Source organism: Oleiphilus sp. HI0128, assembly GCF_001635365.1.
Genome location: NZ_LWGG01000001.1, coordinates 1 through 14054 on the forward strand (window position 1 = coordinate 1; position 14054 = coordinate 14054).

General features: G+C 43.8%; 13 protein-coding genes. 11 read left to right on the plus strand and 2 right to left on the minus strand.

The window, feature by feature from the left end; all coding sequences use genetic code 11:
* The coding region (locus A3763_RS00005) for a hypothetical protein (protein WP_156494767.1) at window positions 1–187 on the plus strand (187 nt) is incomplete at its 5' end.
* A gap of 216 nt (window positions 188–403) precedes the next feature.
* Window positions 404–1006 (plus strand): peroxiredoxin, encoded by a 603-nt coding sequence (locus A3763_RS00010; RefSeq protein ID WP_068515509.1) that lies wholly within the window; start codon window positions 404–406, stop codon window positions 1004–1006.
* A 59-nt stretch (window positions 1007–1065) separates the two neighbouring features.
* Here A3763_RS00010 and A3763_RS00015 read toward each other — a convergent pair whose 3' ends face one another.
* Window positions 1066–1275 (minus strand): hypothetical protein, encoded by a 210-nt coding sequence (locus tag A3763_RS00015; RefSeq protein WP_068515507.1) that lies wholly within the window; start codon window positions 1273–1275, stop codon window positions 1066–1068.
* A 151-nt stretch (window positions 1276–1426) separates the two neighbouring features.
* Complete coding sequence (locus A3763_RS00020; protein WP_068515504.1) at window positions 1427–2677, minus strand: response regulator; 1251 nt, start codon at window positions 2675–2677, stop codon at window positions 1427–1429.
* Between the two features lie 199 nt (window positions 2678–2876).
* On the opposite strand from A3763_RS00020, the gene gyrA reads away from it, so the two are divergent.
* From gyrA to A3763_RS00065, 9 genes are all read left to right on the plus strand, one after another.
* Window positions 2877–5501 carry a DNA gyrase subunit A gene (gene gyrA, locus A3763_RS00025; protein WP_068634191.1) on the plus strand — a complete coding sequence of 875 codons (2625 nt, stop codon included), beginning with the start codon at window positions 2877–2879 and terminating at the stop codon, window positions 5499–5501.
* An 11-nt stretch (window positions 5502–5512) separates the two neighbouring features.
* On the plus strand, window positions 5513–6610 hold the full coding sequence (gene pheA / locus A3763_RS00030; protein WP_068515499.1) for a prephenate dehydratase: 1098 nt from the start codon (window positions 5513–5515) through the stop codon (window positions 6608–6610).
* Complete coding sequence (gene hisC, locus A3763_RS00035) at window positions 6610–7743, plus strand: histidinol-phosphate transaminase (protein WP_231872046.1); 1134 nt, start codon at window positions 6610–6612, stop codon at window positions 7741–7743. Before pheA ends, hisC begins: the two co-directional genes overlap by 1 nt.
* Window positions 7734–9959 (plus strand): bifunctional prephenate dehydrogenase/3-phosphoshikimate 1-carboxyvinyltransferase, encoded by a 2226-nt coding sequence (locus A3763_RS00040; protein ID WP_068553341.1) that lies wholly within the window; start codon window positions 7734–7736, stop codon window positions 9957–9959. The genes hisC and A3763_RS00040 overlap by 10 nt, the downstream gene beginning before the upstream one ends.
* Before the next feature lie 65 nt (window positions 9960–10024).
* Window positions 10025–10699: a (d)CMP kinase gene (cmk, locus tag A3763_RS00045; protein WP_068509312.1), complete on the plus strand. Its 675-nt coding sequence runs from the start codon at window positions 10025–10027 to the stop codon at window positions 10697–10699.
* A 119-nt stretch (window positions 10700–10818) separates the two neighbouring features.
* Entirely contained in the window at window positions 10819–12495 is a 1677-nt protein-coding gene (gene rpsA, locus A3763_RS00050; protein WP_068509310.1) for a 30S ribosomal protein S1, read from the plus strand.
* Between the two features lie 144 nt (window positions 12496–12639).
* Window positions 12640–12936 (plus strand): integration host factor subunit beta, encoded by a 297-nt coding sequence (locus A3763_RS00055; protein ID WP_068509308.1) that lies wholly within the window; start codon window positions 12640–12642, stop codon window positions 12934–12936.
* An 81-nt stretch (window positions 12937–13017) separates the two neighbouring features.
* Window positions 13018–13317, plus strand: a complete 300-nt coding sequence (locus A3763_RS00060) for a LapA family protein (RefSeq protein WP_068509306.1) — start codon at window positions 13018–13020, stop codon at window positions 13315–13317.
* 3 nt (window positions 13318–13320) lie between these two features.
* The coding region (locus A3763_RS00065; protein ID WP_156494768.1) for a tetratricopeptide repeat protein at window positions 13321–14054 on the plus strand (734 nt) is incomplete at its 3' end.

Genomic DNA, 14054 nt, shown 5'->3' on the forward strand with positions numbered 1-14054 from the left:
CTTGGGGACTTTTGCTGCAGTACTTCACTGCTTAGCTCCTAAGGTTGGTGAGATTGTAATGAATACTGGCTATAAGATGTTCCCTGATTCAGCTGCGGCTCAAGGTAAGGGGCAAGCTAATGAAAAGCCAAAAGTTTCAACAGAGCAGGTTGCATTCGCTGCGATCATGCGTGGTATTCACTGGTAAGGCGTTTTGTCTAGCTAGTATTTGATGCTATGTAGTAATAGAAAAGGGGCTTCGGCCTCTTTTTCTTTTTTAGAAGCTTACTTTTTCAGAAAAAGTAACTAAGAAATGGTGTAATTATTTTTACTGGCTGTGTAATATAGCCACGTTGTTTTAACCACACTAAGAGATACGTTCTGTATCTCTATCGAATAAAACTTTTAAGGAAGGTAATAACTAATGAGTGTTTTAGTTGGTAAGCAAGCTCCTGATTTTACAGTATCTGCAGTACTAGGTGACGGTTCTATCGTTGATGAATTTACGTTTTCTGAAGCGACAAAAGGCAAGTATGCCTTGGTGTTCTTTTATCCATTAGATTTTACTTTTGTTTGTCCATCTGAGTTGATTGCTCTGGATCACAGAATGGATGACTTCAAAGCTCGTGGCGTTGAAGTTATTGGTGTTTCTATCGATTCTCACTTCACTCACAACGCTTGGAGAAACACTCCAATCAATGATGGTGGTATTGGTCAGGTAGGTTATACGCTAGCAGCAGACATGAACCACGATATTTGTAAGGCTTATGATGTTGAGTCAGAAGGTGGTGTTGCATTCCGTGGTGCATTTTTGATTGATACTAACGGTACTGTTCGTTCGCAAATCGTTAACGATTTACCGCTTGGTCGTAATATGGACGAATTGATTCGTCTAGTTGACGCGCTTCAATTCCATGAAGAGCATGGCGAGGTTTGTCCTGCAGGTTGGAATAAAGGTGACAAAGGTATGAACGCTTCTCCTGATGGCGTTGCTGCATACTTATCAGAGAATGCCGACAATCTTTAATGGTCGATAAGTCTTTGTAATATGAAAAAGCCCAACATTAAGTTGGGCTTTTTTGTTTTTTAGTGCTCTTGTTTTGAATAAAGTCGTTCAAAGCTCCATACGAGCATTATGGGGATGGTGATAGCTAGCGTTCCCATGCTGTAGTCTGATAAAGAGCGCTCAGTAATTCCATGAATCAAAAGCATGAAAATATCCAGGGTAATCAGCCCGAAAAGAGCGCCAGATATATAGTCGCTATAATCATGATACCAAGGTGTGGCGTTACTCATTGTTGTTCTACCTTTCTTGTGTTTCAGGCAGTTGCTGTGCCCGATAGTTTTTATTTTTATTGTGACAAAAGCAGAATATCACGGTGTGTTGGTGCTGTAAGAGTATAGTCAGGGCTATCTCTTCGCTGCAAGTATATCTTGCAGGACTTGCTTAGTCTTCAAACCATACCTGATTTTCACCATTTTCTCGGGCTAGATACAGGCGATTGTCAGCATTTTTTAAAAGCTCAATTAAAGAGTTATTGTTGTTCTCGGTTATTCCTGCTGAAACAGTGAAGTTGAAGCTGAACTCATCTATCATAACAATATGGTCTTCAACTAGCTCCCTAAAGCCGTCTACAAGCTTTGCTGCTTGTTCCAGGCTTAGCCCTGCCATAAGTATTGCAACGTCAGAGTCGTTTATTCGAGCGTATTGGAAGCGATTGAATGCCTTTGGTAGCAGGGTGGTTAGATTGCGCATGGTGATATCGGGCGCATCCAGGCCGTGCTTGTCTTGAATGTTATGCATTTGGTCAACAGAGAGTAGAGCAACAGATACTGGGGTGCTCTGGCTTACGGCCTTTTCTAACTCTTTGTTCCCATCAAGAAAGAACTTCTGTTTGTTGGGCAGCCCTGTAACAAAGTCATGGAAGGCGAGATATTTAAGCGTTTGGGAATGCTCAAGGTTTTCGATGTTGTGTAAAATGCGGCAATGAAACTCTTCATGGCTAAAGGGTTTGTTCAAGAAGTCGTTTGCGCCATTTTTTATGAACTTGGCAGTTAGTTTTCCGTCACCTTCACCAGACAAGCCGATTATAACCAGCTCATTCTTGCTCACCTCTTTTCGGATGTTTTTGACCAAGTCAAAGCCGTTCATTCTTGGCATGTTGTAATCGGTAATCAGTAGTTTAATATCTGGGTGTTGTTCAAGGGCCTCTAAAGCCGTGTCGCCATCGTCTGCGGTGTGCACTTGATAAAGGTGTGTCTCAAGTTGCTGTTGAATGTAGCGGCGAGACATTTTGGAGTCGTCTGCTACAAGAATTTTTATATGCTGGTTTTTTTCAAGGCGCTTAATCAGCTTTATGACATACTCGTAAGAGAAGCGGCTTTCTTTTACAACGTAGTCGACGATTCGCTTTTCCAGCATTTTCTCCCTTTTCTCTTCATCGTAATTTCCCGTGAGTACGATGGTGGGGATTTTTTCTGCAATGGTGTAGTCAACGACTTCTCCATCCGGTGCGTCAGGAAGGTTTAGGTCGACCACTGCAACAAGGTACGCATCTGCGCCATTATTTTGAATGTGTTCCTTTGCTTCTGCGAAGGACGTGGCGATGTCAAAAGGGAAGCCAGCATTGCTTTTGTTGATGTGTTTGATGATTTTTACAACAATCGAGCTGTCTTCAACAAGTAAGAATTTTTTCATAGTTGAGGGTACGCTAGTCTGTACATAATAAAAGGGCGCTATATAGAAGCCGTGGGTTTATCTATCAGCTTAGTAGTTCCTCGCATAGTCTCCAGTTTTTAGTCTTCAAAAAGTTTAAATATGGTCACTTTTGACATTCAAATATGTTAGAATCGCGACCTTTATTTTAATAATCAGAATAAACAGGAACGCTGTCCATATGGGTGATCAAGCGAAAGAAATCCTTCCAGTTAATATTGAAGACGAATTGAAGCAGTCGTATCTCGATTATGCGATGAGTGTTATCGTTGGTCGTGCCTTGCCTGATGCGCGTGACGGTCTCAAGCCTGTGCATCGTCGAGTCTTGTTTGCGATGAGCGAACTGGGGAATGACTGGAACAAGGCGTACAAGAAGTCAGCACGTGTCGTCGGTGACGTAATCGGTAAATATCACCCTCATGGTGACTCCGCCGTATACGATACGATTGTACGAATGGCTCAGCCTTTCTCTTTGCGTTACATGCTTGTAGATGGACAGGGTAACTTTGGTTCCATAGATGGTGATAACCCAGCTGCGATGCGATATACCGAAATTCGTATGCAGAAGCTTGCTCATTCGTTGCTTGCTGACTTGGACAAAGAAACAGTCGATTTTGTTCCTAACTATGACGGTACCGAGCAGATACCCGAAGTTATGCCGACTAGAGTTCCTAACCTGTTGGTGAATGGCTCGTCAGGTATCGCTGTTGGTATGGCGACTAATATTCCACCACACAACTTAACTGAAGTTGTTGGTGCTTGCCTTGCTCTGATGGAAAATAGTGATATTACCTGTGAAGAGTTGATGGAAATTATTCCAGGTCCAGATTTTCCAACCGCTGCGATTATTAATGGTCGTGCAGGGATAGTCCAGGCTTACCAGACTGGCCGCGGGAAAATTTATTTAAGAGCGCGCTATGAGGTCGAGACCGATAAGAATGGAAAAGAGCGCATTGTCGTTACAGAAATTCCATATCAGGTTAATAAAGCCCGTTTGATAGAGAAAATAGCCGAGCTTGTTAAAGACAAGAAGATCGAAGGTATTACCGAGCTTCGTGACGAGTCTAATAAAGAAGGTATGCGAATAGTGATCGAACTTCGACGTGGCGAAATGCCTGAAGTGATCATGAACAACCTTTATGCCCAGACTCAACTTGAGAACGTATTTGGTATTAATATGGTTGCTTTGGTTGATGGTGAGCCAAAGACGATCAATCTAAAGCAATCGCTAGAAATATTCGTCAAGCACCGAAGAGAAGTCGTTACTCGTAGAACAGTCTACTTGCTCCGTAAAGCGAGAGAGCGTGGGCATGTGTTGGAAGGTTTAACGGTTGCTTTGGCAAATATCGATCCGGTTATTGAGTTAATCAAGAAGTCACCAAGTTCTGCGGAAGCGAAAGAAAAACTCTTGGCTCAAGCTTGGAGTCCTGGTGATGTGACCGCGATGCTTGCTAGTGCAGGTGAGAATGCCTGTCGCCCAGATGATTTAGAACCACAGTATGGCTTGCGTGATGGTAAATATTACTTATCGCCAACTCAGGCTCAAGAAATTCTGAATATGCGTTTGCACCGTTTGACCGGTTTGGAAACGGAAAAACTCATTGGCGAATATCGTGAGATACTAGAGCGAATCGGAGAGTTTTTAGCGATTCTGAGTGATCCGGTTAAATTGATGCAGGTTATTCGTGAGGAGCTTGAAGCGGTTCTTGAAGAGTATGGAGATGAGCGCCGTAGTGAGATTATTTCTTCACGTCGTGATTTGACAGTTGCAGATTTAATCAATGAAGAAGACCTGGTAGTTACTATTTCTCATGGAGGCTATGCAAAAACTCAGCCTGTTGAAGATTATCAGGCTCAGCGTCGCGGTGGTCGAGGGAAGTCTGCAACGTCGATGAAGGATGAAGACTTTATCGAAAAACTACTCGTGGCCAATTCCCACGATACGATTTTATGCTTTACCAATAAAGGTAAGGTTTACTGGTTGAGAGTGTTCGAAATTCCGCAGGCCAGCCGTGGTTCTCGTGGTCGCCCAATGGTGAATATTCTGCCATTGGATGAAGGCGAACGCGTAACGACTTTCTTGCCTGTTCATGAGTACGCTGAAAATAACTTTATCTTTATGGCTACAGCTAACGGTACGGTTAAGAAAACTCCGCTCGAAAACTTTGCTCGCCCACGTAGTTCTGGTTTGATTGCTTTAGCTCTTGATGACGGGGATACGTTGATCGGAGCCTCGATCACTGATGGTGACCGTGACATTATGTTGATGAGTAACTCGGGTAAGATGATTCGCTTCCATGAGTCAAATGTAAGAGCGATGGGACGAACTGCTCGAGGTGTTCGCGGTATTAAAATAGCTGAAGAGCATCAGGTTGTATCCTTGATTATTCCTGAAGAAGAAGGCCTGTTATTGGTTGCAAGTGAAAATGGTTACGGTAAGCGTACTCGCATGGATGAATTCTCAGTAATCGGGCGTGGTGGTCAAGGCGTGATTGCAATGCAATGCTCCGAGCGAAATGGTTTGTTGGTGTCTGCGGTTCAAGTTAAGGAAGGTGATGAGCTGATGCTTATTTCCGATAAAGGCACTTTGGTTAGAACTCGTACAGAAGAAGTTTCGATCCTCGGTCGAAATACTCAGGGTGTAAGGCTGATCAAGCTATCTCAAGAGAATGAGCATTTAGTTGGTGTGGAGCGTGTTGATGAGTCTAGTCTTGATGAACAAGAAATAGAAGAGGGAACTGATACTGTTGAGGCAGGCGCTTCGAGTGAATCAGATGAATCTTCAGATCAATCACCTGAGGCCTAACTGGAAATATAATGGTAGATGAAGCAACAGAGCTCGCAAAGCTACGGGCTCAGATTGATGAGATTGATCAAAATATTCAGTCTTTGATCAACCAGCGCGCAGCTTGTGCTCAGCGTGTTGCTGAGGTGAAGCAGGCTGCTGCCGGTAATGAGCTTGTGCAGTATTATCGCCCTGAGCGAGAGGCTCAGGTCCTGCGGGCCGTAATGGAACGCAATACGGGGCCTATGCCAGATGAAGATGTTGCTAAGCTCTTCAGAGAGATAATGTCCTGTTGTCTAGCCCTTGAAAAACCAATGAAGGTAGCTTTTTTAGGGCCGGAAGGTACTTATACGCATGCAGCGGCCCTAAAACATTTTGGACACTTTGTTCATGCTCAGCCTATGAGTGCAATTGATGAAGTGTTTCGAGAGGTGGAGTCTGGCCAGGCAAACTATGGCGTTGTACCAGTTGAGAACTCAACGGAAGGCGTTGTTAATCATACTTTGGATAGTTTCGTAAATTCACCTTTATTCATTGCTGGTGAAGTGAAGTTAAGAATTCATCACCACTTGCTATCGAATGATGAAATCAAACCCTCTGATATCAAACGAGTCTATTCCCATCAGCAATCTTTGGCGCAGTGCCGGAAATGGTTGGATGCGAATTGCCCTCAAGTTGAGCGTGTTGCTGTTAGTAGTAATGCCGAGGCTGCAAAGCTCAGCATGAAAGAAGAAGGGGCTGTTGCGATCGCTGGTGACATGGCAGCCGAGCAGTATAGCTTACTCAAACTTGTCGAGAATATTGAAGATCAGCCTGATAATACGACCCGCTTCTTGATTATCGGTAGCGATGTTGTTCCTGCTAGCGGTCAAGATAAGACCTCTATTATGGTGTCGGCCAAGAACAAACCAGGGGCACTATATCACGTCCTTGAGCCTTTCCATCAAAATGATATTAGCCTTACCCGCCTGGAAACTCGGCCTTCGAATTCCGGTACTTGGGCCTATGTGTTCTTTATTGATTTCGAAGGTCATATCGATGACGAAGGCGTGCAGAAAGTTGTTCAGCAGGTTTCTCCTGATGCGGTAGAAATTAAACATCTCGGTTCTTACCCGGTGGGTGTGCTCTAGTGAAAAAATCTGACCAGCTTTCAGGTTTGGCTGTAGCGCCTGTCCAGGCTTTGCATCCTTATCAACCCGGAAAACCCATTGACGAGCTAGAACGAGAGTTGGGTATTAGCGATATTGTAAAGCTGGCAAGTAATGAAAATCCTCTGGGTATGAGTGAATTGGCAAAACAAGCCATTTCAGCTGAGCTCGCTGAGGGAAGTCGTTACCCTGATGGCAATGGCTATAAACTAAAGTATGCCTTAAAAGAGTATCTGTCATTTCAAGGGCATGACATCAGCCTTGAGAGCATGACGCTTGGCAACGGCTCAAATGACTTGTTGGATATTATTACTCGTTGTTTTTCTGATCGAGATTCTGAAGTAATTTTCTCTGAATATGCCTTCGCAGTTTATGCGATATCCTGTCAGGCTGTAGGTGCTAAAGCTGTTGTAGCTCCCTCAAAAGATTGGGGTCATGACCTTGATGCAATGTATGAGCGAATTTCTGAGAAAACCAAACTAATATTTATTGCTAACCCGAATAACCCAACGGGGACATCGATCAATAAAGATCTTTTGCTTGAGTTTCTAGCCAAGGTGCCGGAACGAGTGATTGTTGTTTTGGATGAAGCTTATTGTGAATACATTTCCGATGAAGACTTTCCGGATGGTATCGGTCTTGTCGAAAAGCACACAAATCTGATTGTTACTAGAACCTTTTCCAAAGCTTGGGGGTTGGCTTCTTTGCGTGTGGGCTATGCTGTCTCTCATCCGGGTATCGCGAATATCCTTAATCGTGTACGGCACCCGTTTAATGTCAATTCTTTAGCATTAGCCGCAGCAGCTGCTGTTTTAAGAGATGATGCCTACCTAAAGGCTAGTGTTGAGTGTAATGCTCAAGGGATGTGTCAGATGGCGCTTGCTCTTGAGCATCTCGGGCTAGAATTTATTCCGTCAAAAGGTAACTTTATTACCTTTGATACGGGTGTTGATGCTATGGAAATTTATCAGCGCTTGTTGAAGCTTGGTGTGATTGTGCGCCCTGTAGCGAATTACGGTATGAACTCGTTCCTTCGTGTATCTATTGGTTTGGAGCAGGAGAATTCAAAGTTTATTAAAGCACTCGACTCTTTACGAGAGGAAGGATGCTTGTGAGCTCGCGCATTGCAAGGTTGGCTGTAATTGGTGTTGGGTTGATTGGTGGCTCCTTGGCTAAGGCCGCGAGAACTGAAGGTTTTGCAGCACACACTTGCGGTTACTCCTTAAATCATAGTGAGGCTAAGCTTGGTGTTGAGTTAGGAGTTATCGATGAGGCTGCTGAATCTATCGCTGCGGCAGTGAAAGGTGCTGACTTGGTTGTGCTGGCGGTTCCTGTAAAGGCATTTGAAGATGTCTTAAGTGAAGTAAAGGTGTCATTGAAAGAGGGGGCTGTTGTTACCGATGTTGGTAGCGTAAAAAAATGCTTTCTTGAGGCTGTTGAAGCAGTCTATGGTGAGGTACCTTCGTTTGTCGTTCCGGGGCACCCAATAGCGGGCTCGGAACGCAGTGGAGTCATGGCTGCTGATGAAAATTTATATCAGCGCCATAAAGTCATATTGACACCCTTAAAAAATACTAACCATCTTGCTTTGTCCCTGGTTCGGTCTATGTGGCGTATGGCCGGTGCGACCGTGCTTGAAATGTCGATTGAGAAGCATGATGAAGTCCTTGCTGCGACTAGCCATTTGCCACATTTGTTAGCCTTTTCGTTGGTCGATACGCTTGCCGGTGAGGAGCAGAACCAAGAGATCTTCCGTTATGCAGCGGGAGGCTTTAGAGATTTTACTCGTATTGCCGCAAGTGATCCTTTGATGTGGCATGACATTTTTCTTGCCAATAAAGATGCCTTACTTAAGGTTTTAGATCACTTTACTTCAGACCTTGCTTCCTTGAGAACCAGTGTCGAGCAAGGCGATAGTCAGCACTTGTTAGGCGTTTTTACGCGAGCTAAGTCTGCGAGAGAGCACTTTTCAAAAATACTAAACGGACAGTCGTATACCGATACTATGAATACTAAAAATGTAACGTTCAAAATGGCACCTGGCGGTGAAGTTCGCGGAAATATCCGAGTAGCGGGCGATAAATCGATTTCCCATCGTTCAATAATGTTAGGCGCTCTTGCAGAAGGAGTGACGGAAGTTGAAGGGTTTCTTGAGGGCGAAGATAGTCTGGCGACACTTCAGGCCTTTAGGGATATGGGGGTTGTAATTGAGGGGCCAGAAGAAGGGCGAGTTAAGATTCATGGTGTTGGTCTGCATGGTCTTCAAGCGCCTCCTGGGCCACTTTACCTTGGTAACTCAGGAACTGGTATGCGTTTATTTGCCGGTCTACTTGCCGGGCAAAAATTTGATACGGAATTGACGGGTGATGAGTCTTTATCTAAGCGGCCAATGGAGCGAGTTGCTGGCCCATTACGTCAAATGGGTGCGAAAATTGAGTCTGCGGAAGGTGGACGTCCGCCTCTAAAAATTAGTGGTTCTCAAACTCTGGCAGGTATTCGTTATGATATGCCAATGGCCAGTGCGCAAGTTAAGTCTTGTTTGTTATTGGCGGGCTTATACGCTGATGGCGAAACACAGGTTCAGGAGCCAGCGCCGACTCGAGACCATACAGAGCGTATGCTTAATGGTTTTGGTTATCCGGTAAAGCGAGAGGGTGCAGTTGCTACTTTGGCTGGAGGTGGTTCTCTGAAAGGCGGGTCTATTGATGTGCCTGCGGATATTTCCTCTGCAGCTTTCTTTATGGTTGCTGCATCTATCTGCCCAGGCGCTGATTTGACACTCAAGCACGTAGGCCTAAACCCTACGCGTGTTGGTATTATCAACATTTTACGCCAGATGGGTGCTGATATAGAGGTAATGAATGAGTCTGTCGTAGGTGGTGAGCCTGTAGGCGACATTCGTGTTAAGCATGCACCTCTTAAAGGAATTAAAATTCCAGAGGATCAGGTTCCGCTTGCGATCGATGAGTTTCCTGTTTTGTTTATTGCTGCGGTTTGTGCTGAGGGAGAGACGGTCTTAAGTGGCGCTGAAGAGCTTCGTGTTAAGGAAAGCGACCGTATACAAGTGATGGCTGATGGTTTGGCGCAGCTGGGTGTTAGAACGGATGTTAAGCACGACGGTATAGTGATCAAGAATTCTGAGATTCAAGGCGGTACAGTTCATAGTCATGGCGATCATAGAATAGCGATGTCTTTCGCTGTCGCTTCATTAAGAGCGAAGGGTGAAATCGTGATTAGGGATTGTGCTAATGTTGCGACGTCATTTCCAAATTTTGTTGAGTTGGCTAGTGAAGTGGGTCTGAATATTAGCGTTGAAGACGATTCCGAGTAAAACGAGTTGTAGTAAAGAATGGTGCTGAAAAATTTCGTGACATTCAAAAAATTGGAGATAGTTGAATGACATGCAAAGTATTAACGATAGATGGTCCCAGCGGCGCGGGTAAGGGGAGTATTGCTCAGCTCGTGGCGAAGCATTTGGGCTGGTCTTTGCTTGATAGCGGGGCGCTTTATCGTCTTACCGCGCTGGCTGCTACTAGGTTGGGGGTTGCTTTCGATAACGAAGAGGCTTTGGCTGAAGTCGCTGAGAAGTTAGATGTTGAATTCGTTCCATCTGAGTACGGTGAGCCTGTCAGAGTATTACTTGGTGGTCAGGATGTGACGAATGATATTCGTACAGAAACTGTGGGTAATGATGCGTCAAAGATAGCGCCTTTGGCATCTGTTCGCGCAGCATTATTGCAAAGGCAAAGAAACTTTGCAGTCGAGCCTGGCTTGGTTGCTGATGGTCGAGATATGGGGACAGTGGTGTTTCCAGAGGCAGAATATAAGGTATTTATGACAGCGAGCGCAGAAGCTAGGGCGGATAGACGCTTTAAGCAGTTGAAGGCGGAGGGGGAAGATGTTAAAATCGCGCCCCTTTTAAAGGAGATAGAAGAGCGAGACGCCCGAGACATGGGGCGAAAAAATGCTCCGCTCAAAGCCGCTGAAGATGCGTATCATGTTGATACTACAGGGCTTTCTATCGAAGAAGTTTTAAAGGAAGTTGTTAATTTTATTGAGCGGAAATCTTAATAAATACGACTTCTAAACTTTTGGGTTTTGGTTAACGTTGGCCAGCAATGCAAAACCCATTTCAATAAATAAACCGTACATGCTGGTGGTACGGAGAATTTAATCACACAGGAATTGTAATGAGCGAGAGCTTTGCAGAGTTATTTGAAGAGAGTCTAAATGAAATCGATATGACCCCGGGAGCAATTATTGCGGGTGTTGTAGTAGATATTGATAGCGACTGGGTTACAGTAAACGCTGGCCTAAAGTCAGAAGGTGTTATACCTCTATCTCAATTTGTTAACGAGAGCGGTGAAGTCGAATTAAAGATCGGTGACTCTGTTGATGTTGCACTAGATGCTGTTGAAGATGGCTTCGGTGAAACACGCCTATCTCGTGAGAAGGCTAAGCGTGCTGAAGCTTGGAAAGAGCTTGAGAAAGCATTTGAAGCTGAAGAAATCGTTAAAGGTGTGATTAACGGTAAGGTTAAAGGTGGTTTCACTGTTGAGCTGAAAACTATCCGTGCCTTCCTTCCTGGTTCATTGGTTGATGTTCGTCCAGTACGTGACACGCTACACCTTGAAGGTAAAGAATTAGAATTTAAAGTTATCAAGCTAGATCAGAAGCGTAACAACGTTGTTGTTTCTCGTCGTTCAGTGCTTGAAGCTGAAAATAGTGCAGAACGTGAAGCATTGCTTGAGTCAATGGCTGAAGGTATGGAAGCCAAGGGTATCGTTAAGAACCTTACTGACTACGGTGCTTTCGTTGACTTAGGTGGTGTTGACGGTCTTCTACACATTACAGATATGGCTTGGAAGCGTATTAAGCATCCAAGTGAAATCGTAAATGTTGGTGACGAGATCAATGTTAAAGTATTGAAGTTTGATCGTGAGCGTAACCGTGTTTCACTAGGCCTTAAGCAGCTAGGTGAAGATCCATGGGTACAGATCAAAGAGCGTTACCCAGAGAATACTCGTGTAACTGCGCGCGTAACTAACCTAACTGACTACGGTTGTTTCGCAGAAATTGAAGAAGGCGTTGAAGGTCTTGTTCACGTTTCTGAAATGGATTGGACTAACAAGAACATTCACCCATCTAAGGTTGTTCAGTTAGGTGATGAAGTTGAAGTAATGGTTCTTGATATCGATGAAGAGCGTCGTCGTATTTCTCTAGGTATTAAGCAGTGTCACGCTAATCCTTGGGAAGAGTTCTCAAGCAAGTTCAACAAAGAAGATAAAGTTAGCGGTAAGATCAAATCTATCACTGACTTCGGCATCTTCATTGGTTTGGATGGCGGCATTGACGGTCTAGTTCACTTGTCTGATATTTCTTGGCACGAAACTGGCGAAGAAGCTGTTCGTAAGTACAAGAAAGGCGACGAGATTGAAACTGTGATTCTTTCTGTTGATCCAGAGCGTGAGCGTATCTCTTTAGGTATCAAGCAGCTTGAGCGCGACCCATTTGCTGAATACGTGCAGGTTAACGATAAAGGTACTATCGTTACAGGTACTGTTAAGTCAGTAGATGCGAAAGCAGCTATTGTAGAACTTGGCGAAGATGTTGAAGCGACTTTGAAAGCTTCTGAAATGAGTCAGGATCGTGTTGAAGATCTAACTACTCAGCTTAAAGAAGGCGATGAAGTAGAAGCTAAGATCATCAATATTGATCGTAAGAATCGCGTAATTAATTTGTCTGTTAAGTCTAAAGATATCGATGACGAAAAGCAGGCGATGAAAGAAGTTCGTGAGAAGCAAGTTGAGTCTGCTGGACCAACTACAATCGGTGATTTGATTAAAGAGCAAATGCAAAACAAGTAATGCGCTTTCATCAATACAACTAACTGGTTGTAATATAATCAAAAAAAACGGGCTATAGGCCCGTTTTTTTTGTTTTTTTGGTTTCTTTGTCTACACTGAAAAAAAGCAACGTTATTGTTGAGTCTTTTAGGGATCGAACAGTTAATGACAAAGTCCGAATTAGTTGAAATTATTGCTGCGAAGCAAACGCAGTTGTCAGTCAAAGATGTTGAGCTGGCGATAAAAACACTTATTGATCTTATGTCTGATACCTTGTCGTCAGGGCAGCGTATTGAGATTCGTGGGTTTGGTAGTTTTTCTCTACACTATCGAGCACCAAGGATGGGTAGAAATCCGAAAACAGGTGAGTCTGTTAGTCTTCAGGCAAAGCATGTGCCTCACTTTAAGCCAGGTAAAGAGCTTAGAGATCGTGTAAATGAGAGTCTAAAAGAAGGCTATTAATCAAATTCGCCTCTAATATAGTCAGCGTGTTAACATGGTAAAGATCTAGGCACGTTTCAATATTTGAGTCAGGTTTTATTAATGGCACGTATTTTATTCGCTCTTTCATTTCTTCTTTTTGTAGTTATTCTACTCGCTTGTGTTGTTTTTGTTTTACGAAATGATGCGCTTGTAGCTGTGGATCTATTATTTGTCGAGTTCACCTCTCTTAGTGTGGGGTTTTGGGTGTTAGGCAGCTTGGTTGTTGGCCTCATTCTTGGTTTCTTATTTTCTGTACCGACTCAGATTTCCCTTTTTGGTTCGAAAAAAATTAAAGATAAGCGTCTCCAGACAACAGAAACTAAACTGTCGAGACTTAAAAGAGCGACCTCAAAAGGCTAGTAAATGGAAACTGCGCAGCTCTGGGTTTTTCTGTTTTTAGCGCTTTCTTTAGGCTGGTTGCTCGGATATAGCGCTAAGCAGAAAAGGTCTCCTACTAGCGAACCTAGCCAAACAAAGGTCGGTGAAAAGCACCGACTCCAGCTGCTTTTTGATAGTTATTCCGATGATGCTATAGATCGATTGATTAACTCCCTGGAAGTATCCGAAGAAACTCTTCAAACACACATCTCTATCGGTACGCACTTTAGAAAACAAGGTGAGGTAGAGAAAGCTATACTAATTCACCAGAATCTAATGGCTCACCCAGAAATCTCAAATGAAGCCAGTGATGCTGTGATATTTGAGCTAGCAAAAGACTATAAAGCTGCAGGCCTTTTCGATAGAGCAGAGTCTTTATTGTTACAATTAACACAATCTAAAAGATACTCCTATCGTAGTCAGGTTTTATTACTTGATATCTGTGAGCGTGAAAAAGACTGGTCAGGCGCATTGGTCATTGCTAAAGAGATTGATTTAAGGCGTCATCCCGAAATAAAGATTCGACTGTCTCAGTACTATTGTGAGCTTGCTGAGGAAAAGCTAAAAAGTAACCAGCAAAGGGAAGCAATCAATTTATTTAAGCAGGCTTTGGGAGTTAATAAATTGTGTGTCAGGGCTTTGCTTGGACAGGCTGCGCTTGCTCAACAGGATGAGAGGTATGGAGAAGCTATTCGTTTCTTAAAGCAAGTTGCAGAAAT